This window comes from Polynucleobacter alcilacus, assembly GCF_018881545.1.
Lineage (GTDB): Bacteria > Pseudomonadota > Gammaproteobacteria > Burkholderiales > Burkholderiaceae > Polynucleobacter > Polynucleobacter alcilacus.
In genome coordinates this window covers 176,520-199,087 of the sequence record NZ_JACVQD010000001.1, presented here as the reverse complement: position 1 = coordinate 199,087, position 22,568 = coordinate 176,520, and the positions used below count along the sequence as shown (strand labels likewise).

Annotated in this window: 23 protein-coding genes and 2 tRNA genes; 6 read left to right on the top strand and 19 right to left on the bottom strand. The window is 43.6% G+C overall.

What is annotated here, in order from left to right; genetic code table 11:
• Positions 1 to 123 precede the first annotated feature (123 nt).
• From ICN45_RS01000 to ICN45_RS00960, 9 genes are all read right to left on the bottom strand, one after another.
• Complete coding sequence (locus tag ICN45_RS01000) at positions 124 to 1,242, bottom strand: formylglycine-generating enzyme family protein (protein WP_216172157.1); 1,119 nt, start codon at positions 1,240 to 1,242, stop codon at positions 124 to 126.
• 7 nt (positions 1,243 to 1,249) lie between these two features.
• The gene (locus ICN45_RS00995) at positions 1,250 to 2,218 is read right to left on the bottom strand and encodes a SphA family protein (RefSeq protein WP_216172156.1); all 969 of its coding nucleotides are present in this window, start codon (positions 2,216 to 2,218) and stop codon (positions 1,250 to 1,252) included.
• Positions 2,219 to 2,231: 13 nt separating this feature from the next.
• Entirely contained in the window at positions 2,232 to 3,749 is a 1,518-nt protein-coding gene (locus ICN45_RS00990; protein WP_216172154.1) for an arylsulfatase, read from the bottom strand.
• Positions 3,750 to 3,781: 32 nt separating this feature from the next.
• A complete protein-coding gene (locus ICN45_RS00985; RefSeq protein ID WP_216172152.1) occupies positions 3,782 to 5,254 on the bottom strand; it encodes an arylsulfatase in 1,473 nt (490 codons plus the stop codon).
• Positions 5,255 to 5,470: 216 nt separating this feature from the next.
• Complete coding sequence (locus ICN45_RS00980) at positions 5,471 to 6,238, bottom strand: hypothetical protein (RefSeq protein ID WP_369411452.1); 768 nt, start codon at positions 6,236 to 6,238, stop codon at positions 5,471 to 5,473.
• 28 nt (positions 6,239 to 6,266) lie between these two features.
• A complete protein-coding gene (locus ICN45_RS00975) occupies positions 6,267 to 6,737 on the bottom strand; it encodes a hypothetical protein (RefSeq protein WP_216172150.1) in 471 nt (156 codons plus the stop codon).
• 47 nt (positions 6,738 to 6,784) lie between these two features.
• The gene (locus ICN45_RS00970) at positions 6,785 to 8,374 is read right to left on the bottom strand and encodes an arylsulfatase (RefSeq protein WP_216172148.1); all 1,590 of its coding nucleotides are present in this window, start codon (positions 8,372 to 8,374) and stop codon (positions 6,785 to 6,787) included.
• Positions 8,375 to 9,060: 686 nt separating this feature from the next.
• Positions 9,061 to 9,777 (bottom strand): hypothetical protein, encoded by a 717-nt coding sequence (locus tag ICN45_RS00965; RefSeq protein ID WP_216172146.1) that lies wholly within the window; start codon positions 9,775 to 9,777, stop codon positions 9,061 to 9,063.
• Positions 9,778 to 10,478: 701 nt separating this feature from the next.
• Entirely contained in the window at positions 10,479 to 10,775 is a 297-nt protein-coding gene (locus tag ICN45_RS00960) for a hypothetical protein (RefSeq protein WP_216172144.1), read from the bottom strand.
• Positions 10,776 to 11,153: 378 nt separating this feature from the next.
• Between ICN45_RS00960 and ICN45_RS00955 the strand changes: the two genes are divergently transcribed.
• Positions 11,154 to 12,119, top strand: a complete 966-nt coding sequence (locus ICN45_RS00955; protein ID WP_215336888.1) for a hypothetical protein — start codon at positions 11,154 to 11,156, stop codon at positions 12,117 to 12,119.
• A 21-nt stretch (positions 12,120 to 12,140) separates the two neighbouring features.
• Here the strand turns inward: ICN45_RS00955 and ICN45_RS00950 are convergent, their stop codons facing one another.
• The 5 genes from ICN45_RS00950 to ICN45_RS00930 all read right to left on the bottom strand — a co-directional run bounded on the left by ICN45_RS00950 (position 12,141) and on the right by ICN45_RS00930 (position 13,887).
• Positions 12,141 to 12,461: an SH3-like domain-containing protein gene (locus ICN45_RS00950; protein WP_216172142.1), complete on the bottom strand. Its 321-nt coding sequence runs from the start codon at positions 12,459 to 12,461 to the stop codon at positions 12,141 to 12,143.
• Complete coding sequence (gene nthA / locus ICN45_RS00945) at positions 12,458 to 13,132, bottom strand: nitrile hydratase subunit alpha (RefSeq protein WP_216172141.1); 675 nt, start codon at positions 13,130 to 13,132, stop codon at positions 12,458 to 12,460. Before nthA ends, ICN45_RS00950 begins: the two co-directional genes overlap by 4 nt.
• Before the next feature lie 11 nt (positions 13,133 to 13,143).
• Positions 13,144 to 13,467, bottom strand: coding sequence for an SH3-like domain-containing protein (locus tag ICN45_RS00940; RefSeq protein ID WP_216172139.1), 324 nt, complete (start codon positions 13,465 to 13,467; stop codon positions 13,144 to 13,146).
• A gap of 230 nt (positions 13,468 to 13,697) precedes the next feature.
• Positions 13,698 to 13,774 (bottom strand) — tRNA-Arg (locus ICN45_RS00935).
• 36 nt (positions 13,775 to 13,810) lie between these two features.
• Positions 13,811 to 13,887, bottom strand: a tRNA-Pro gene (locus ICN45_RS00930).
• Positions 13,888 to 13,947: 60 nt separating this feature from the next.
• Here ICN45_RS00930 and ICN45_RS00925 point away from each other — a divergent pair.
• Together ICN45_RS00925 and ICN45_RS00920 are read left to right on the top strand one after the other, a co-directional pair.
• Positions 13,948 to 14,316, top strand: a complete 369-nt coding sequence (locus ICN45_RS00925; protein WP_216172137.1) for a hypothetical protein — start codon at positions 13,948 to 13,950, stop codon at positions 14,314 to 14,316.
• Between the two features lie 68 nt (positions 14,317 to 14,384).
• Complete coding sequence (locus ICN45_RS00920; RefSeq protein ID WP_216172135.1) at positions 14,385 to 16,463, top strand: TonB-dependent receptor; 2,079 nt, start codon at positions 14,385 to 14,387, stop codon at positions 16,461 to 16,463.
• 4 nt (positions 16,464 to 16,467) lie between these two features.
• Here the strand turns inward: ICN45_RS00920 and ICN45_RS00915 are convergent, their stop codons facing one another.
• The 5 genes from ICN45_RS00915 to ICN45_RS00895 form a co-directional block, all read right to left on the bottom strand.
• Positions 16,468 to 16,992 (bottom strand): chromate transporter, encoded by a 525-nt coding sequence (locus ICN45_RS00915; protein WP_216172133.1) that lies wholly within the window; start codon positions 16,990 to 16,992, stop codon positions 16,468 to 16,470.
• Complete coding sequence (locus ICN45_RS00910; RefSeq protein WP_216172131.1) at positions 16,989 to 17,555, bottom strand: chromate transporter; 567 nt, start codon at positions 17,553 to 17,555, stop codon at positions 16,989 to 16,991. The genes ICN45_RS00915 and ICN45_RS00910 overlap by 4 nt, the downstream gene beginning before the upstream one ends.
• A 2-nt stretch (positions 17,556 to 17,557) precedes the next feature.
• Entirely contained in the window at positions 17,558 to 18,385 is an 828-nt protein-coding gene (locus ICN45_RS00905; protein WP_216172129.1) for a CYTH domain-containing protein, read from the bottom strand.
• A 50-nt stretch (positions 18,386 to 18,435) separates the two neighbouring features.
• Complete coding sequence (gene ppk2 / locus ICN45_RS00900; RefSeq protein ID WP_216172127.1) at positions 18,436 to 19,341, bottom strand: polyphosphate kinase 2; 906 nt, start codon at positions 19,339 to 19,341, stop codon at positions 18,436 to 18,438.
• A gap of 62 nt (positions 19,342 to 19,403) precedes the next feature.
• Positions 19,404 to 20,201 carry a lysophospholipid acyltransferase family protein gene (locus ICN45_RS00895; protein ID WP_255531033.1) on the bottom strand — a complete coding sequence of 266 codons (798 nt, stop codon included), beginning with the start codon at positions 20,199 to 20,201 and terminating at the stop codon, positions 19,404 to 19,406.
• A 94-nt stretch (positions 20,202 to 20,295) separates the two neighbouring features.
• Between ICN45_RS00895 and ICN45_RS00890 the strand changes: the two genes are divergently transcribed.
• From ICN45_RS00890 to ICN45_RS00880, 3 genes are read left to right on the top strand one after another with little or no spacing between them, the layout of a single operon-like run.
• On the top strand, positions 20,296 to 21,105 hold the full coding sequence (locus ICN45_RS00890; RefSeq protein WP_216172125.1) for a UDP-2,3-diacylglucosamine diphosphatase: 810 nt from the start codon (positions 20,296 to 20,298) through the stop codon (positions 21,103 to 21,105).
• Entirely contained in the window at positions 21,102 to 22,130 is a 1,029-nt protein-coding gene (locus ICN45_RS00885) for a glycosyltransferase family 4 protein (protein WP_216172123.1), read from the top strand. The genes ICN45_RS00890 and ICN45_RS00885 overlap by 4 nt, the downstream gene beginning before the upstream one ends.
• A gap of 11 nt (positions 22,131 to 22,141) precedes the next feature.
• Positions 22,142 to 22,546 (top strand): diacylglycerol kinase, encoded by a 405-nt coding sequence (locus tag ICN45_RS00880; RefSeq protein WP_216172121.1) that lies wholly within the window; start codon positions 22,142 to 22,144, stop codon positions 22,544 to 22,546.
• Positions 22,547 to 22,568: the final 22 nt, after the last annotated feature.

Sequence of the window (22,568 nt, the reverse complement as noted above, 5' to 3'; positions counted from 1 at the left end):
GCTTTTGGTGTGGCATAGGCACCGAGAATCGTGGTGTCGGGTGGAATAGCTCGGATATTGGGTGGCATTCACAGGCGGCTGGATGGTCAGATGTCAAATTTGTCGGGTTAACCGACAAAAATACTACTGAGAGTCTTTTACTAATCTAAATCCAAGATGCGACATTGGACTAAATGGATCTGCCCCACGTCTTGCACTTGGACGATAAGACTGGCAGTAATCTTCATTGCATAAAAATGATCCGCCTCGGATCACCCTCTTGGGTGCATTTTCAGGCACCCCATAATCATCTGGATCATATGAGCCAGGAGGACCTTTAGAGTTGTTGGCTACACCATCACCAAATTCTTTAGCTTGCATCGCAAAATAATCTGAGCGGTACCAATCGGCAACCCACTGCCACGCATTGCCAGTCATATCAAATAGACCATAGCCATTTTGTGGAAAGGTTCCTACTGAACTGGTCCCGATTGCGCCTCCAGCTTTAGGACTAATTACTGGACTCACTACCGGGAACGCTTGCTTCTTCACATCCCAAATATTGGCTGGCAGCTTGCCTTCCTGCTCTAATTGATCACCCCATACATAGGTTGCTTGATTTAAACCTCCTCGAGCTGCAAACTCCCACTCTGCTTCGGTGGGCAATCTCTTTCCAGCCCACTTGGCGTATGCCAAAGCATCTTCGTAACTCACTTGAACTACTGGATGATTGCCTTTGCCATCAATATTACTCTGGGGTCCAGCAGGATGACGCCAGTTTGCGCCAGGCACATATGCCCACCATTGAGAGTAGTCATTCAGATTTACTTTGGCCTTGGTTCCCACAAAAACCATTGCTCCAGCTACAAATACTGAAGCTGGTGGCTTAGGCGTTCCTGGTGGTAACTGTACCCTGATCGTTTCCCAATCGGGAATTTGCTCAGCAGTGGTTTTGTAATTTGTTTCTTTTATAAATTGGGCGAATTGATCATTAGTAACATGAGTGGTATCCATCCAAAATCCTGATACCTTCACTTTATGCGTAGGCTTCTCGTTGGCTTGCGCTTTTTGATGATCACTGCCCATGAGGAACTCGCCGCCAGGAATCCAGGCCATACCTTTAGGGCCATTTACGCCATCACCTAAGCGAATTTCAGGAATAGTCTGCTGAGGTGTTGATAGAAAGTGACTACTTAACAAATATGTACTGATTCCCAAAATCATCAGTATTGCAACCAATAAACCTCTGCGTCGTATATTCATCGTATTGCTACTCTCCTAATGGGATGCTGATAGTGGCAATCGTTGCATACCCTTGGACTCGATTCTGGGCCCAAAACTCCTTATATGCGCGCAGATTAATATAAGCCTGCTTTTTACCAATATTAAATAGATAACCAATTTGTGGACCAATGGCTGCAACTTGAGATTTAAAGTTTCCTATCCTATCCCCAACGCCAGAGTCTGCAGTGAGTTGATAGTAAACATATCCTGCAATACCCACCTGCCAGTGTTTGGATAGGAATTGCGATATGGACCAGTCCAAATGAGAATCGACTCCACTCTGATAGTTGGTTTGATTATTCTTCCAGTTATAAGTGGCCCCTAGAACTCCAGAAAATTCAAGGCCTGTAGTATTGTTTAAATACGTATAGCCACCGCCAGTATCTATTGCCGCATGACCAATGCCAATACTAGAGAGACCTGTTGCACTGTAGGTACCCACGGGAATATCACCAGTCACATAGGTCATAAAATTATTATTACCTTTATTCCAAGCCAAACTGGCCAGCGGATATATATCAGTACTTCCTGTTACCGAATTAGCTTTATTAAATTCAGTACTTATACTTGAGACGCTTGCAAAAGCAGTAGTGGTATTGGAGCCAGGACCCCAACCCACTCCAACATACGGCTGACCTCCTAAAATCTTTTCTTCAGCCGAATATCCCAGCTGAAATAAGGCAATCGATTCTCTTGTGCTTAAGCCAGCATTAATAGTTTGGCCATGTTGAAAGTTTTTTGACTTATCTGCTTTGCCGCTATAGACATAGGGCATCAATACCAAAGACCACCCCGGGGTTGATGGTACTGCTGCCATACTCGCATACTGGCCAGACATCCAGAATGGAACACCGCCCTCATCTGCTAATACTGATTGTGACGAAAAGAAGCCGATTGCAATCAAAAGAAGTTTAGAAAATATTCCTAAACTTCCTTTGCAAAGCTGGCTATGCACTCAAAATTCCCTCTTAAAGCGCATTAAAGTTGGTTAAGTTAGCAGGTGGTGGGTTGGGGAACTTCTTAACCGAGGCAAGATACTCTTGAATTGCTTTGAAAGCATTCACTGAAATTGATTCGTAATTGACTAACTGTAAATCTTCATGCGGATCCATTTCGATGTTGTAAACCTTTGGGTAGTACATTGGGACTGAATTAGCAGCTATTCCGCCAAGCATTTGCTGTCCAGTGCCCGTACGATTCATATCCCTTAAATACATTCTCCACTGCTTCCAGCGAACTGCCACTAAATCCGCGCCAATAAATGAAATTAAATGTTCGCGATTACCTATTTTGCTCTTACCAGTAAGCGTATCCAATTGATTCACTCCATCAATGGCTCGATCTGTTGGTAGCTTAGCGCCTAAGATAGCGGCAAAGGTTGGCATAAAGTCCATGATCGAAAACATGGCATATGAAGAGGTATTTGGGGTGATATGCCCAGGCCAGCGAATAAAGCAAAAAGTCCGGACAGCTCCTTCCGTAGCCTCGCCTAGATCCCCTCGAAATGGGCCATTTGATCCCATGTCAGGAGCACCAAGACCCAATCGATCATAAGTCATCATGTATTGTCCGGTGCTACCATTATCAGAGGCAAAAACCAAAATAGTATTGTCCTCAATATTCATTTCTTTGAGAGCATCCATAATTTGGCCAACGTGATAATCCCCTTCCATCAATTTATCACCGTACTGACCAATGCGGGACTTTCCAGCGAACTGCTTTGAAGAAAGATTTGGTGAGTGACCCATTGAGAACGGCAGATAAAGAAAGAATGGTTTACCAGCTGCATTCTCCTGCCTCATGAATGCAATTGATTTTTCAGTCAATTCATTATCAATCTCTGCTCTGACCTCCATCGTAAATGGCTTCACCCGTTCAAGCGGTCCATTTCCCTTTTGCTGACTAATCCAAGGTCCTTTTTCATATAAAACCTTATCGGGTACGTTTGAATAGGAATGTGTTTGTATAGCTTGTGCAACGTAGGTGGCAGAGTCCCAAGAGACATCTGGCGGTAAACCGTAATACTGATCAAATCCATGAGCGCCCGGCAAGCTTTTTGGTGCGCTTCCCAAATGCCATTTTCCAAAAATTGCGGTTGCATAACCTGCATCTTTAAATAATTGACCCATTGTGTAGGCCTTGCCTGGTAAGGTACTAGGAGTACCCGGCTCGGCAACAAGTGACAAACCATTACGAATGGAGTATTGACCCGTCATTAATGCAGCACGAGATGGTGTGCATGCTGGCTCTACCAAATACTGGGTCAGCTTCAGCCCACTCTTGGCTAATTCATCAGTGCGTGGTGTGGGAGCACCTCGTAATTCACCGCCACCGTAAGGCCCCATATCCCCATAACCCACGTTATCCGCAAGAATGAAAACAACGTTAGGCTTCTTTTTGGTAGAAGCTGGGGCTGACTGTGCAAATACAGTAGGCGCAGCAATTGAAATAGATAAAACTCCAATCAATACTCTTTTTAAAAACATTCCAATTCCTATGTTGTTATTAATGCAACTACCTATTTATTTGCGTAACCTTTGAAATCTTCGCCAACCTTGATATTGGGGTACTTCTTCACACTTTGCTCGTAACCCTCTATCCATTTAAAGCTTGGGGCATAAACCCAACCCAAGGTCAGATCTGTGTACATCAGGTTGTTATCTTCATGCGGATCGCTACTCAAGTCATAAATCATTGGAATCTGAGGTTTCACATAAGGCTTGCCAATAGACTCGGGAGATTCTGCATACCTAAAGATCGTTTTATAGATCTTCCATTTAATTGACATCAGCTCACCATCAATACCAAAGAATGGGTATAAGTCTCGACCAGTTGTTTTATTTTTACCCAGCATGAATTGCGAGGCATCAACCCCATCGATCGGACGATCTTTAGGAACCAAATTGGATGAGCCCACCATGCCAGCAATTGTTGGCATCCAATCCACTGCGGCAAACATTTCTTCGGTAACCATGCCCGATGGGACGTGGCCAGGCCAGCGAATCATCGCAGGTACACGCATACTTCCCTCAAATGGCGTGTTAAAGAAATTGCCACGAAATGGTCCATTAGTTGCGCCACCAATCTGAGGGCTGGCACCGCCGCCGGCATTATCGCTACTGAAAATAAAGATGGTGTTGTCTTCAACACCAGCCTCCTTAACTGCTTGCATTACTTGGCCAACACGATAGTCCATCTCAGCAACCAAGTCTGCAAATAGTCCGCCGCGTTGAGTAGATTTTCCGGCAAAGTTTGGATTAGCCATTGGTGGCTCATGCATTTCTGAATAGCCCACATAAACAAAGAAGGGTTTATCTGCTGCTGCATTACGTTTAATGTATTCAACCGTCTTAGGAATGATGTACTTCTCATCAATCACTGGACGAATCTTTAAATCAAGTGGTATGACGGGTTTAGATTTTTGACCTTTCTTGCCTTCCCATACCATCGGCACAGGAACCCCGCTCTCCTTAAATAGAGGCCACTGTGTATAGCCTGCCTCATCCCAAGTGTTTGGTATGCCCCACCATTCATCAAAGCCTTGATCATTAGGCATTCGACCTTGAGTATCTCCAAGATGCCATTTCCCATACAAAGCAGTTGCATAGCCTGAATCAGAAAGTAGCTTAGCGATGGTGTACTCCCATGGCGCCATGCCAGCCTTGCCTTGACCTGGCCAAGGAACTGTGTAAGTTCCGGAACGCACAGGCATACGACCAGTCATGATGGCAGAGCGAGATGGGGTGCACTGCACCTCAACGTTGTAGTTATTAAAGCGAATACCCTGGCTGGCCAACTTATCAATATTTGGTGTAGCTACTGTTCCACCATAAACACCAAACGATCCCCATCCCGTGTTATCAACCAGGAAGTAAACAATATTGGGCTTTTTTTGAGTAGGTGCAGTTTGTGCAATAGATGCAGTTGGAGAGGCTAGAGATATTCCTAAACATAAGCTAACAATTGACAGCTTAAATTTACTCAGCTTCATTTAATGCCCCTAAGGATTGATATATCTTGAGAACTAAGGCGATAGATTTAGCAAAACGCTAATTCAGCTCAGAGGACTAGTGATGAAATTTAACATGAATGGAAGTGGTTTAAACAGCATTTTCTAGTCAAAATTAATAACTCAATTAATATGGTTTACCCTATAAATCCGACTACTGCCAAAGATCAAGCTACGCCCTACCGTGGCGTAAGCGCATCAAAACCTAAAGGTTGCCGACAATTGTGGCCCCTGGAAGGTAGTCTTTTGTAATAAGCCTTGCCCGTTAGTCTTTGAGCTATCCATATCGTAGTACAAGCCCCGATATACCAACGCAATATCCACCCACTTCTCAATGGTTTTACCAATTCCCAACATGGCTTGCCAAGTAACATTAGTAGTACCGCCCCCACTACCTATATCAGCATAAAAAGGGATATACCAAGTAGAGTCGGCAATACGATAACGACCTTTAAATCCAACTATTGGATCAGCAGTAGACATAGACTTAGAGTCGCTGAACGCAGTAGACCCCGTTAATGTTAGGTTAATTGTCGAAGTTGTACCTATCCAACGACCTCCAACCAAAGCATCTACATAAGCATTGTCATTTTTGATTACTGTGTAGGTTACTGCGGTAGTCACAATTGTATTTTGCACTGTTGATTTATCGGCAAGGCTAATCCGGACACCCGGTTGAGGGGTAACGGGAATGGCGCCAGTTTTTTGTAGGGTTGCGCTAACTACATCTCCTAGGATGCCCCAATTGCCATAGTGTGCCTCTCCAGAAATCATTGCGCCAGATTTAAGATTGTGAAGCACATCACTAGCATTTTGATCGACGGACTTAATATACTGATCGTTATAACTGAGAGTAGATGCAATTGCAGGTGCCCATAAGTATGGACTTAGCTCAAAACGCCATTGGTCTGAGACTTGTGGGATCGGCGAGAGATCAGACTGGGCGTTGGCAGGGCATGCAAACACTCCTACACATACCGAAATAATTCCTAGGCTAATTCGCACCAGTCTTACAAACCTTATTAAGCTGCTTGCAAATTTTTAATATTGAATCCACCACTCCTGAGGTACTGGGATCTTGGCTCTGAGGAGCAGCAGTAGCAGAGATCATAATTTCAGACGATTTATCACTCAATGGAACTACACTTAATGAGGTACTTTTATTGCCTTCAGAAACCTTTAATTTTAAATTTTGTGAGTCTTGAGAAACAATGGTGATGGCTTGATTTTGACTAACCACATTGACTGCCGTTGAGTAAACTTTGTTCGCAGGAGCGTCTATGATTACTGTTGCAAATTGAAATGCTGGTTTGCCATTTGAATCATCCTGAGTCATCTGATTGATACGCCCAATGACATGACGTGCAGCAAATGCCCATTGAGCATTTACCGTTTCAGAAAAAATAAGTCCAATCAATAATATTGGTAGCAGCAATTTGTTCACTAGAAATTTATCTTGCTTCATGGTTCGCTCCTATTAATTTCATATTCGATATAACCAGCGCCTAGTAGTTATCCACCCATTGCGCCAATTTTTGGGGCTTTCTGTGGGTCCATAGCAGGCACTGGATTGCTCGGGTCTTGCAGATTTGGAATCAAGTCATTAGAAGCACCCCCAGGAACGCGTCTCATATTGGGATATTTAATAATAGATTTATTAAAATCTAAAATAACTGGACCAGTTAAGGCGGCTGTCCACCCATTATCTTGACCAGAAAACCGCCCTGGAGAGCTTGTAGGATTTCGAGTAGAAACAGAACCATTAAATAGCATGTCGTATTTTTCAAATGGATCCATTGTCAAGTTGTAAACAGCGGGTAACCCCATATTCAATTCTGGGCCAAGCCAAGTATCTTTAGATGTATAAAGTGCTTTCCATGCAATCTTCAGATCTGGAGATTTGGGATCACCGCCAATATCAGCCCGAACTCCACCAAAGCTTTCGCCAGTAATATAGATCCAGTCATTGCGAATGGAGTGTTTAGTTTTTCCAGTAATGTATTCACTGTTATCCATTCCATCAAAGTAAATCGGTTTGCCGTTATTGTCTTGGTATTCACCACGTTTAGGCGGAGTAATTCCAACCAAGGCAGCAGTAGTTGGCCAAACATCTAAATGGGACATCATTTCAGTGAGCACTTGGCCGGGCGGTACCTTCCCTGGGGCCCATAAGATTCCTGGAACACGCCACCCAGCCTCAAAGGCCGTTCCCTTTTCCCCGCGAAATGGGGTTGTTCCTGCATCTGGATACGCATCTTGCCAAGCCCCATTATCAGATGTGATGATCACAATCGTATTTGGCGCTTCTGCTCGGATCACATCCATAATGCGACCAATATTGGAATCTAACTCTAATATTGAGTCTGAATAATTCCCTAAATGCGTTTTACCTTTAAATGCCTTGGCAGGGTTTGTGGGGTTATGCATCTTCATGAAGTTAATATCCATAAAGAAAGGTTTATCTCCTTTCGCATGACTCTTAATATATGCAATCGCTGAATCGGTTTGACGAACATCAAACTCAGCTAAATTATCGTAAGTAATAAGTCCTTCTTTTTTGGCTTTTTTGCCCGCTACTCCACTCCACTCATATAGATTTACAGTGTCTTGATAAGCTTTCCAAAAAGCTTCGTTATATTTTGGAAACCAAGGATGCATGTTGGGCGATAGATCAGAGTAAGAATAGACTCCAGGATAGTAAGCGGCGAAGTTCTTCATTTCATCAAACCCATGCTCAATGGGGTACATCTCGGGTTTATCGCCTAAATGCCACTTACCCGAAAAGTATGTTTTATAACCATTTTTTTTGTAAAACTCTGCAATAGTTGGCGTTTCTTTTTTCAGGCCATTCAAGTCGCCCGGTACAACAACAACAGAGAGGGCTGTACGAATCGGAATCCTACCCGTCATGAAGGATGCTCGGCCAGCTGTGCAGCTTGCTTGACCATACCAATTAGTAAAAAGTGCGCCCTCTTTTGCAACCCTATCGATATTTGGGGTTGGATGGCCAAGGGCCGCACCACCGCCTGTATAGGCTCCAAAATCATTCCATCCCACATCATCGGCCATTAAGATCACTACGTTTGGCTTTTGATCTGCCACAGAAATGCTTGCCGATACGCATATACATAAAAAAACTACGATTTGCAGTATTGTTTTTGTATTCATTTATAAAATTACTTCCATGAGTATTTTTAAATAAAATTTACTAATTTCTATTTGCGTCAAAACTAGTCATTGAAGGATCTATACCCTCACCAACATCGGAATAAGCAAGATTTTGAATTAATGCGAGCGTTGCCACTCCCTCTGAATTGAACTGTGTTCGAAATCTGGGGCGGTAGGTTTGGCAGAATGCCAAGTCAGCTCGAAGGTCTGTTAGATAAACTCTAACTACCTTTTGATCTGAATCAAACTATTTAATTGGTTATATTAGAAATAACTGCTAATAGAATGGATAGAACTACGGTACCGAGGGTATGTCACTAGTGGAAAGACTTCCGTCCCATCTCATCGGCCAGTCAGGTGTTTGGCCTGCCCAGCACGATTCGAACATGCGACCTACGCCTTAGAAGCTTTAAAAATGAGGCTAAACAACACTAAAAACAATCCTTTTAAGGTGTTGGCTTTTGGTGTTCAGTAGGCACCGAGAATCGTGGTGTCGGGTGGAATGCCTTGGAAGTTGGGTGGCATTCGCAGGCGGTTGGGTGGTTAGATGTCTAATTTGTCGGGTAAACCGACATTTTGGGAGCCTCCTTTTAAAGGATACTTCAATAAGCTTTCTCCAATCAGTTTTTCTTCTTAAAAGTTGCTTCAGTAATTGGCATATGGGTAACAACGCAACACACGTCATCCAAGTGTTTGTAGGCAGACACCTTCACCTCGAACCATCTTTTATCTCCATTGCTGTGGCAAGGATACTTTGAAGTAAATGTTTTCGATTGTTCCGCAATAACTTCACGAATCGATCTAGCCACTTTGTTAGCCTCTATAGAGCCCGGTCCCATTGCTTTCTCACAAACAGCAAGATAATTAACGCCCTCGCATCCTAGGCTTCCTCCCTTTAACTTGGGATATAGCATGGCAGCAGATCGCCATGCACTATTAACCAAAATAATGAAGCCATCTGTATTTAATACAGCCGTCAGAGGCGAAACAAAGTTCAAAGCAGCTTGCGCTAAACCCTCTATTTTTCGTCGCTCATAGGCCTCTACTTTTGCCCTATCTTGCTCGCTATCAATCCCCACATGAATGCTGGCTTTCTCGGTGACAGTCGTAAGGTAAATAAACGATGCATCTAAGTTAAGCCAGCTAATTAAAGTCTTTAGTCTTGCTGTCTTTGGCATAGATTGGCCATTGATCCATTTTCTCGCAGATTCACGACTAATTGGCTTTGTCTGAAAGTTACGTAGATTAAATTCAATCGCTAACTTACTGGCCGTGGGTATTTTCCCGAACCGATTGATCAGTCCAGCTCTAAAGGCCAAATGAAAACGTTCGATCACAAATTGATTGATAGTGAAAACTCCCTAGAGTGCTTTCTTGCCTATCTAACATCATCTACCTTTTACAGCCCTAAGTCAGATTTATTACATTTGCCAACTTTAACTTGGCAAGTTACGAGCTATTTGGCCTATTTTGGGTAAATAGCACTAAAACAAAGGAATGTAGATGGCCCACCTGACATACATTAATGCCGTACAAAAACTAGAGGCTGGTGATTCATTCACCCTACATGATATTAAAAGCCTATCGTATGCAGATCTTGATAAGCTATTTGAAGATATAAAATATTGGAAGGTCTACGGTAATATCGACACAAAACTTAATGAAGTAAAGCGATGGTAAAAATCATGCTGGAATACTTATCCAAAATCGACAAAGCAAGGTCAATCAATAAAAGCCATTTGCCAGACTAAAAGAAAATATCCAACAAGTGTGCTGTTGAGATTTTTGACGCCCGGGGCAGAATTGACCAGATCTAAAAGATTCTTTAGAGATCTCACGGGCCAGTTGGGTGTTTGGCCTGCCCAGCACGATTCGAACGTGCGACCTACGCCTTAGAAACTGGAAAAATGAGCTCAAACAACAAGCCTAACCACAGGCTTAAGGTATTTAATTTCGGTGTAGCTTAGATATCGAAATCTATGACGTTGGGTTTTAAAAAAGGTTGGGATCTAGCGTACCAAGCGATTCAGTTCGCCGATCAAGACTTCTCTTGTAAGTGGTCAACCTCGAAATAGGTTGCCTGAGGTTCAGATTTAAACCCATCTTTAATTTGCGATTGGATTGTGGGTAATAAAACACCATCTAAAAATTTCTGCCAAGTTTCTTTAGAGTCATGAATAGCAACTACTGACCAGCCACCAGGGGAAGGTCCAGCTGCATGGTATAGCTGGCCTACTGGAAGGCCTGCCCCACCATGAGGATGAACTACTGCAATTTCAGCATCATATTGAGATTTAGTCCCATTTGGATAAAAGTGAATAATTCCATAAGCCATTTTGAACTCTCTTTCGTTATGCATTAAAGGGGTATTTAAAACTAATGGGGGTCTGCTTTGAAAAGGACTAAGGTCACTCGCAGGTCTGCTGAATAAACTCTAACCCCCTTTTGATCTAAATAAGACTATTAAGTTACTTATATTAAAAATAAGTCTAATTAGAATGGATAGAATTGCGATACCGAGGGTATGCCACTAGTGAAGTGGCACTTGATAGATGGGCAATAGCCGTGCCAGAAATAAAAGTAATTAGAATGCCTCCAATAATGCACTTTACTTTCTGGCACTTATCTATTGATACTTTGGGAATAAGCGCATGAGATGCAAGCAAATCTTGATAAACCCTATTCACTTACCAAGCAAAGTTAAATAGAAAATATGTTCTTCAAGCACACAACCCCTGCTGATGCGCCACTGATGGCGCAAGCTGTTGTCAGTACCTGCCGCCAAAATGGTTGGTTCGATGAGATACAACCACGATTCCTAAAGACTATCTTTCATAAGCTCATGTCCTATGACTGTGATTTCCATACACTGGAGCCCCTCAGTATTGAGGAATTTTCTTTAGCAATGCCAGAACCTCAAAAGCGCAATGAAGTCCTCGATTTAATGCTCGCAACTGAATTATTATGTTCATCGATCTCACCAGAAATTTCTAATGCTATTAATTTGTGGGCTCAAAAACTAGGCATTGAAAATAATGGTCTAGCATTAGTTCGAGACCTTTCTAAGAAATTAACCATTCAAGCCCAGCAAGACTTCTACCGCTCAAATTATTTTTACGATAAAGATCTTACCTCACCTAACTTTGCTGATCTAGATCAAAAGTATGGTCTGAGCGCAACCATGATGACTCTCGAAGTATCAGATGAGATAGCCACGCGCTATGAAAATCTGCAGCAATACCCTGCTGGTAGCTTAGGCAGAGGTCTTTGGGATTTTTACAAAAAAAGGAACTTTATTTTTCCTGGCGTACTTGGTGGTATCAATGAAGCGGTAGCGCATCATGATTGGATTCATGTTCTAGCAGATTATGATTCTGATGGTATTGGAGAAATAGAAGTAGCTGCTTTTAGCACCATGGCTACAGAATCACAAAGTGCAGTAATGAATTTCTTGGGAGTACTTAGTATTTTCCAAGGTGGCTTACTGAAAACGATTGTTGCTGGAGCTCCTCACTTAGGACATGACATGGAAGTAATTAATGGACTCGAGCGCATTTCTACCGCCCTAAAAAGAGGTAAAGAGGTCAATATTGATTTAGTTCTTGGGATCAATTATTTTGATTATGCTCGCGAGCCATTAGAGGAGCTACGCAAAAGATGGAATATTCCACCTAAATAAGCATAAGCATTCTCATTTGCATTACTTCCGCTCTGAAATCTCTTTAGTTTTATTAGCAATTTGATCGGGGGTCAAAATACGCTTTTCAAATAATATATTGACTGCTGAAACAATCCAGCGCTCGTAATACGTAAGATTACCGATGATTTCAGATCCCAGATTCTCAACGCCGCGACGCTTTTCTTCAGTATTAACAATTTGATGGGTAGCAAGCACGTCCAAAAGTGCATGACAGCGTTTTTCCCAAGGAAGCATCGGATGCTCTTCCATGTTGATGGCGTCAGCATCTTTCCCGCCGATATCATTTGGTAAATGTGAAATTAGACCTTCTGTTGAACTCATGCTTGACCCCTATTCGTCTGTACTAATGATGATTTGACAACAGTAACTCCAATCATCGCATCACGGGTTACCAGGCCAGCTAACTCTTCTTCAGTCAAATGCTCCGTTCCAGTTGGACGTAAAGGCAGAATTAAGTAGCGCATGTTTGCGTTTGAATCGTGTACATGGATACTCACTTCATCTCGGATGGTAGTGCCAAATTCTTTTAAGACCGCACGAGGCTCTTTGACTGCTCGAGCTCGATACTGTTTGTTCTTATACCAGTCTGGTGGCAAGCCCAGGACAGGACGTGGATAGCATGAACAGAGTGTACAAACAACCATGTTGTGAACTTGATCGGTATTTTCATGAACAATGAGATGGGCACCATCATACATAGTGATCCCCAGCTCTTCACATGCGGCTGAACCATCCGCTAATAAGCGTTTTTTAAACTCGGGGTCTGTCCATGCTCGAGCGACTACTTTGGCCCCAAGCACAGGAGAGCGTGAATCTAAGATTTCAATCTGACGACGATGCTCATCAGCAGTAATCAAACCCGCTTCAATTAATAGTTCACGTACTGCAAGTTCAAGAGTGGCATAGTAGCCATAGGGCTCTTCGTCTTTTGTGACGCCTGGATGAGCATGGTCATGGTCATGGTTATGGTTATGATGATCTGGAACTGTCATATTTTCTCCGCTTAAGCAGGTTCAAGCCAATGTTCAGAAATCTCAATCTGGAGTTGATCTATCGAAGCGCTTTGATATTCTGGCCATAGTTCTTGTTGAGCAAAAGAAACTCGATAAAGCCGAACTTTGCTACCTACATTCTTACCGTAGGCTTCTTCTTCTGGATTGATGAACTCATCTAAGACACGTTCAATACGACCCGTTTTTCCACGTACATAAAATGGTGTTCGATAATGTCCAACCGGAGTTTTGTTTTTGATTTTGACTAAATCATTAACCAAAAAAGCAGGGCTAGAAGCTTTAGCTAGATCAATGCCTAATCCTTCAACATTCATATATCACCCCAAAGATTTACTATGTTCGAAATCAGGGGCGGTAGATTTGGCAGAATGCCAAGTCAGCTCGAAGGTCTGTTAGATAAACTCTAACTACCTTTTGATCTGAATCAAACTATTTAATTGGTTATATTAGAAATAACTGCTAATAGAATGGATAGAACTACGGTACCGAGGGTATGTCACTAGTGGAAAGACTTCCGTCCCATCTCATCGGCCAGTCAGGTGTTTGGCCTGCCCAGCACGATTCGAACGTGCGACCTACGCCTTAGAAGGGCGTTGCTCTATCCAGCTGAGCTATGGGCAGAATGCTGGTATCAGTTTATGACTAACTAGAGATTGGTGGTCGGAGTACAAGGATTCGAACCTTGGACCCCCTGCTCCCAAAGCAGGTGCGCTACCAGGCTGCGCTACACTCCGACGGAATCGATATTCTACACTGACAGCGCCATTCTGGGCAAATCCTGTAAGATTCGGTTCATGGTTGCCTCTATTTCAAGCAAATTAACGAAGCAAATTCAAGCCGCTTTTGCAGTGGCATTGCTTCTTTTTTGCCTCTTGGGAACCCATTGGATTGGCTTTGCCCATGGTATTTCTCATGCTGGTCTTCAGAGTCAGTCAGTTGAAAAATGTACCGCCTCCGACTCTGCTCAAGGTCTGACTCATAGCACAGATGTTTACCATTTATTTGATGCGCTGACTCTTGCTACATTTGTACCTGGCAATGACTCTAACCTTGTTGCTTCTACTCAATACGCACTTGATATAGCGCAGTCTGAAGTTTTGATTCCGATTGAATCTCAGCTTGCTGCCTATCAATCTCGCGCACCACCTACTTTCATCCTGTAAATCTACCGTGCGCTTTGCGCATGTCTGTTTTGATTTATCACCAATTACTTGGTGAACTTGGATGAAAAATGAACCAACGGTTTTACCTATTTCCTGTTCTAGTATTTGTATTTTTTCTTGCTAATCCTGCATGGTCACAAGATCAGGGAAATTTCTTGCCGCAATTAAATGTGAGTGGTGTACGTGAGAGCGACTCTGGAATACTGTCTCCCAATAAAGTGCTATCTGGAGACGAGTTACAAAACAAGTTAGCGGGCTCTCTAGGCGCTACGCTTGCCAATGAACTGGGTGTCTCTGCTACAGGCTTTGGATCGGGTGCTTCAAGACCCGTAATACGTGGACTAGATGGTCCACGAGTACAGATTTTGCAAAATGGTTTATCAGTGGGTGATGTATCGAGCATCTCTCCTGATCATGCCGTGGCTAATCCGATTCAGAATGCCCACCAAATTGAGATATTGCGTGGTGCTGCGGCTCTGCTGTATGGATCAGGCTCTAGCGGTGGTTTAGTGAATGTGGTCAATGATCGCATTGTGACTTCCATGCCAGATGTAGTTTCTGGAATGGTGAATACCAGCTATGAAACAGTGAACCAAGGCAAAACTGCCAATATTGAATTAGACGCTCCTGCAGGTCCATTAGCCCTGCATTTAGATTCAGCGATTAGTAACTCCAATAACTATCGTATTCCTGGCTTTGCAGAGCAAGGTGGGCCAAACGCCAATTGGGAGATTAACCCTGGCCAGCCTGTCAATATTCCGTATAGCGGCAAACTCCCCTTCTCCTATAGCAATCAAAACAGTTTGGGTTTAGGGGCAACGTATCTGCGTAGTGATGGCTATACCGGAGTGTCCCTAGAACGGATGAATCACAACTACGGTATACCGACATCAGAGGGCGGATTTATTCAGCAGTCCCAAAATCGCTATGATATTGCACACCAAAGCAATAATCCATTTGATGGATTTTCTTCCATCAAAATCAGTGCAGCAAATTCGAATTATCAACATACTGAATTTACAAACAATGGTGTTCCATCTACGCAGTGGAATAACACTGCAACTGAAGCGCGCCTAGAAATGGCCCATCAAGAATTTTTAGGGTCCAAAGGAATTATTGGTGCCCAAGTCACCGGTGTAACACTCAATGCGACTGACTTAACAACCGGCAATTATGCAATCGTTCCCCAAACTAAATCCAACTCGACGGCGCTATTTGTAATCGAAGAAGGCCGTTATGGACCATTAAAAACCAGCCTGGGTGCACGCTACAACTATGCAACTCAAAATCCGAATTCAAGTACGCAGTTCCCAAGTGCCAGTAGCCAAGACTTTGTTCCAAACTCCTATGGACCACCCTCCTTACAAAACCGGCAATTTAATCTAATGTCGTACTCTGCGGGTGGCTTACTCGATCTTGCTAAAGGCTATGGGCTGGGGCTTTCTTATACTGTTTCACAAAGAGCGCCTTCCGCTCAAGAACTCTACTCGTATGGGCCACATGACTCCACCGCGACCTTTGACATTGGTAACTCCAATTTAGGAACCGAGACTTCCCATAATATAGAAGTGAACTTTCAGAAAACGCTCGGATTGATTCGCAGTAAAGCCAGTATTTATCGCAACCAGTTTACAAACTATATTTATGGTTTCTATACCGGCTCATACAGTCAAGCCAATCAAAACTTTTCTGTAGTCCAAGCATCGCAAGCCAATGCCAGTATTCGGGGTGCAGAAGGCGAGTTAAGCTATAACTGGAATCAAACTGGGCTTGGTGCGCGGGTCTTTGGCGATGTATCCCAAGGCACCTTTAACTCAGGCGGTAATCTACCTTTGCAGCCAGCACCTCGTTTGGGTAGCGAGTTGGCCTATCAACGGAATGGCTGGTTAAGCAGCGCGACGTATATTTACAGCTACCAACAAAATCGCCTTGCGAGTTGGGAAATCGGACCCACACCGAGTTACAACTTGCTCAACGCTAACCTCTCCTATACAGAACGCATTGGAAAGGTGAACTGGACTGCTTATATGGTGATGAAGAACCTCTTAAATGAGGAAATTCGGTATGCCACTACACCCATGTCAGTCAGGCTGTATGCTCCACAGCCCGGCAGAAGTTTGCTGCTTGGTATCAGGGCAGCGTTTTAAGCTTTTAAAGATATTTAAGGGCAATCAGCCCCGCGAGTCCTGAAGCGAGAATGATAAAAACCGGATTGATTTTGGTTTTCAAGATCAGAAAAAGCGTCACCAGAGCCAAAATGATAGTAATCGGACTGACTATCGATGCCTTAGCTACCGCATAGACACCAGAGGCCATTAAGCCGATTGAAATCGGCTCTAGTGCATCTTGCACGGAGCGCCGCCAAGGACTCTCGCCAAATCGTCCCCATAGGCGACCGACATAAAAACACAAGACACTCGAAGGCAAGAAGAATGAAAACATCACAACACCTGCACCAATAATGCCCGCTACTTGGTAACCAATCACCAACACCATCAGCATATTAGGGCCAGGAGCAATTTGACCAATACTATAAATATGGACGAACTGGGTATGTGAAATAGCAAAGTTTTGTAAAAGCAAAGTTTGCATTTCTGGTAGAACCGCAGTTCCACCACCCACTGCCAAAAGGGACAGTAGGCTAAAGGTCAGAAATAGACTGGGAAGATGGCTCATGAATTTGCTCTAGGACGATAGAGATAAATTGCAATTGGGGCCATGATGAGCAAAACCATTGGAAGTGCTAATTTAGCAATACTCATTAAGCCAAAAGTAATCACAATGATGATTACAGATTTGATCTGTTTCCAGTTGTCACCTCCAATGCGTAGCGTAATTGCTGCTAAGAGTCCGCAGGCACTCGCTGCTACGCCCATCAAGACATCGTTCGCAAGCGGATGATTGGAGTTTTCTGAATACAGCAATCCCAGCGCCAAGACAAAAACAGATCCGGGAATAATGAGGGCCAAGACCGCAATGAACGCACCTAATTTGCCCCTCAGGAGATCACCTGCAAGTACCGCTAAATTGACAGAATTTAAGCCAGGCATTGTTTGACTGATCGCCAAAAAAGCTATGAATTGATCTGAAGTTAGCCACTTTCGTTTTTCTACCAACAGTATCCGCTCGTACGCAATGATCCCACCGCCAAAACTGATGGCGCCAATGATGAAAAACTGAATAAATAGATCTTTTAGTGTGGCAGGGCTGGAAGTATCAACAACATCAAGTTCAGCCATCGCTATTCAGGCTTTCCATAAACCAACGCAGTTTTAGTACTACCGATTTCAAGCCAGTCAGCCAACTCATGCTGCAGACCCTTGAAAAATTTATCGGCTCGTTTATGGGCTTTGGTATTGGTGCGGTTTTCCTCAGTGACACGATAGGAAAATGCCAACTCGCCAACAATAGGGTCACCAACGCTTCTCATCCAAATTGCAATATCACAATGGGCCTGAACCCCATCGCCAAAGACGATATTCCCCAAAGGAAGACAGGTTTCTAGAATCTTGTTAGTTCTGCCGCCCACAATTCTGATGGTCGATTTTTTATTAATCGGTAACTTCGCAAGGCCCGGGAAAAATTGAGTAATACTGCTTAAGGTGCTGTCGAATATCGAATCTAAGGCAACGGCATCCAAAATAGCATTATTAGAAAACATACTCCGTTTAGTACCCAACTCATCGCCACGCAGAATTTCTTCTTTCAATCTTGCTCTTGACTTAATGCCTTTTTTTGGAGTTGGATTAAATTGGGTTGCCATATCCGCATCAAGCATTCGGCACTTCAGAGTAACCTCGCACCAATCATCTACCCAAATATTTTGCCGAGACTCTCGCACTCGCAAAATAATATTGTTATGACGAAAGTCTTCACCCGGCGTGTCGTAAAAATAGATATTCCGTAAGCCAGTATTGGCATTATCTAAGTGGAAAAAATCGATCTTATTTTTTTTACAATACTGAACTATCTGTTCGCTGAGTGCGGTAATGCTTCGGAGACGATCTAGGCCCTGAGGCTTAATTAGGAGCTTGAACTCGCGATTGGTAACCGATGGATGTAACTTCATGGTGATAACCCCCTCATTTATTAAAAGAGATTATCACTGTCCAGGAATTTTTAATATATCTCTGGAACGTACATTTCAGGTGGCACAGGGCCACGCAGATAGTCAGGGTTATGTACTCGGGCTGGAAGGGTAATTTCTGGGTGAGGGATTTCTTGATAAGGAATTTGACTCAAAAGGTGGCTGATACAGTTTAAACGCGCCTTTTTCTTATCATTGGCTGCGACAACCCACCATGGGGCCTCGGGAATATGGGTATGCTCCAGCATGGTTTCTTTAGCCTTGGTGTAGGCTTCCCAGAGGCGGCGAGCCTCAAGGTCCATAGGACTGAGTTTCCACTGCTTTAGGGGATCATGAATTCGCATCATGAAGCGGTTGTACTGCTCATCATCGGAGATCGAGAACCAATATTTAATCAATACGATTCCAGAGTTAATCATCATGCGTTCTAAATCAGGTACTGTACGCAGAAATTCGTTATATTCCTCTTCGGTACAAAAGCCCATAACCTTTTCAACACCAGCACGGTTGTACCAACTGCGGTCAAAAAGCACAATCTCCCCACCAGCGGGTAATTGGGAGATGTAGCGCTGAAAATACCATTGGGTTTTTTCACGCTCATTCGGCGCCGGTAAAGCAACCACTTTGCATACACGGGGATTTAAGCGCTGGGCAATGCGTTTAATAGCACCACCCTTACCTGCAGAATCTCGACCTTCAAATAGGACTGCCACTTTAACCTTATTAGCAACAACCCAATCTTGGAGTTTGACTAATTCGCCTTGCAGTCTAAATAGTTCTTTAAAGTAGACGCTACGCGGAACCTCCGAGCCAGCCTCACCATCAGGCGCAAGACGATCATCGTCAAGCTCCATTTCAAGCTCTTCATCCATGCTATCTAGAATCTCTTCTTGAGCACGTTGGTACCAATCTGCCATCTCTTTGTGTTTAGAAGTCATATTTATCCACAGAATTTATTAATACTTTTAGAGCATAGATATGTCATCAATATTACAGAAGCCTAGTTGCAATGACTTAAAAGGTATTGGGCTATTTGCTCTTGGCTGTGCAGGGCTAGCCACTTTCTATCCCTAGGAAGCTGAGGATTTTCTAGCTCAGGAGGAAAAAAGTGCAAAACAGCCCTCATTTTGCGATTTTTTAACATCTTTGCCATAGAGTCTATTAATCCCATATCACCAACAAAAGCCGGGACTTGAGAATGCAGCCCTGAATTCTGATCAAAATAGGCTAAGGCCAGGGTATAAACCGGGGCTTTGGACACAACAGCGGCCTCAAATAGATTGGCCTTAAAGGGCTGAACACTTAAACCAATGGTTGAAGTACCCTCTGGAAATAAGCAAATAGATTGGGTTTTTAGTAATTCAGCTAATTCCCCAACAACCTGCCGCGCCTGTCGTGGGCTATCTCTCCGGATAAAAACCGTACCCAATTGGGTTGCCATCCAACCAAAAATAGGCCACTTTTGCACCTCCGATTTCGCTACAAAGCGAATAGGTTTGAAGGAATTAATTACATGAATATCCATCCAAGAAACATGATTGGAAGCCAATAAAAAAGATTCTGACGCAAAAATCTCTGTGTTATTCACTTGCAATTTAATCCCAAAAATACTCAACAAGCGTCTTGACCATCTCTGAATATGCTGTTTTTTTGCTTTAGGGCTACTGAAAGGGAAAAAGAAAAGGAGTGTGACCACGCCTGTTAAAACATGGCCTGCAACTACAAACCAAAGGGCTATGTAAAGCCAGGTTGGCGTATTTTCCTCTTGAGGAAGTGGTCTTGCTGTCATAAGTGCCATAAATATCGAATATCCTAAATGATATAGGCATAGTCATAAAACTGTCGCAGAACTGTCATGATGCTTACACACTAGCTTGGCTTAATACAGTCTCATGACGCATTACAGAGCCATATGGATTTCTGATATACACCTAGGAACATCAGGGTGTCAGGCAAACTACCTCCTCGATTTCCTAAAACATAACGACGCCGACAAGTTTTATCTCGTTGGTGACATTATCGATGGCTGGAGACTAAAAAAATCTTTCTACTGGCCTCAATCTCACAACGATGTGGTGCAAAAGCTATTGCGTAAAGCCCGCAAAGGTACTGAAGTCATCTATGTTCCTGGCAACCATGATGAAAGCGCCAGACAATTTTTTGGTCTTTCCTTTGGTGACGTCAGGGTTGTTGAGGAATGTATTCACACCACACTGGATGGCAAAAAGTTATGGGTAACCCATGGCGACCTCTTTGACGGTGTAATGCAGTATGCCAAGTGGTTAGCTTATGTAGGGGATACGCTCTACTCCTTCATCCTTTATATCAACCGTTATTTCAATATGTTGCGCGTCAAGATGGGACTGCAATACTGGTCACTCTCGCAATATTTGAAGCATCAAGTGAAAAACGCGGTGAGTTACATAGCGGATTTTGAGCACATTATGGCTCGGGAAGCCCGTCTACGAGGTTGCGATGGCGTAGTTTGTGGCCATATTCATAAAGCAGAAATTCGTGAAATTGATGGACTTCTGTATTGCAATGACGGTGACTGGGTAGAAAGCCTAACGGCCCTAGTGGAAACCGAAGCTGGTGAACTCAAAATTATTTATTGGACTCATATTTTAGGAGAGCCAGTAGAAACGCCAGAACTTGCTTTTCAACCTGCAGTTGAATCACTCATTAAAGAGGCTGCAATATGAAAATTATGATCATCACTGATGCTTGGGATCCCCAAGTCAATGGTGTAGTGCGTACCCTCAAGCAAACCCGTGCAGAATTGATAGCGATGGGTCATGAAGTGGACATGATTACTCCGAATGGCTTTAAATCATTTCCCTGCCCAACCTATCCTGATATTGCGCTTTCCTTATTTCCCGGAAAAGAAGTGGCTCGCCGGATTAAAGAATTTGCCCCCGATGCCATGCATATTGCTACCGAAGGTCCTTTGGGCTTATCAGCACGCTCTTATGCAGTCAAAAATAACTTACCTTTTTCAACTGCTTATCACACACGCTTTCCCGAGTATGTCAAAGCACGCACAGGTATTCCGCTGGCAATGACGTATGCTTTCATACGCTGGTTTCATGGACCCTCTATGGCAGTCATGGCCCCGACGATTGTCGTTAAAGACGATTTAGAAAAGTATGGTTTGAACAATGTTGTGCTCTGGTCTAGAGGTGTAGATCTGGATATCTTCAAAATGCAAGAATCCAAAGCGCTCAATACTGCCCACCCTATCTTTTTGTATGTAGGACGCGTTGCTGTAGAAAAAAATATTAATGCCTTTCTAGAAATTGATTTGCCCGGCTCGAAATGGGTGGTTGGCGATGGCCCAGCGATGGCGAGCATTAAAGATAAATATCCTGAAATTAATTATCTCGGCGTATTACAACAGGATGAGCTAGCCAAAGTGTATGCCGCTGCTGATGTGTTTGTATTCCCAAGCAAGACCGATACCTTTGGGCTGGTATTACTTGAAGCAATGGCTTGCGGTACCCCGGTGGCAGCCTACCCTGTCACTGGTCCAATCGACGTGTTGGGCAATTCACCTGCTGGGGCTATGCATGAAGATCTGCGTGAAGCCTGCATTCAGGCATTGAAGATCCCCCGTGAAATTGCTCGTGCGCATGCGGAGAAATTCTCCTGGAAAGCAGCCTCCGAGCAATTTGTATTGCATTTGAAGCCAGTGGCTTCGACAGATGTCCACGTCACTGCCTTAGCCTAAGGAAGGCTCGTTTGAATCTTAAGTACCACATCAATCAAAATCCTCACAAAGGTAACCGAGGATTGACAAGGGCTTGGCATGCCGCCAAGAACTCTTGGTGTGGTCTCGTATACGCTTTTTTAGAAGAAAGTGCCTTCAGGCAAGAGTTAACCTTATTTGTATTGTTAACGCCGGTCGCCTTTTTCTTACCGATTGCGCACTTAGATAAAGCCCTCTTAATCTCCTCATTGATTCTCGTTTTGGTTGTGGAATTACTCAACTCTAGTGTTGAGGCTGCCATAGACCGCATCTCATTTGAACATCATGATCTATCTAAGAGAGCCAAAGATTTTGGCTCAGCAGCAGTGATGTTGGCCCTTCTCATCGCCGTTTTACTCTGGTCTGCAACCTGCATTCCCCTTGTCTTTAGGCCGTAATAAATACCCTATACGATCACAC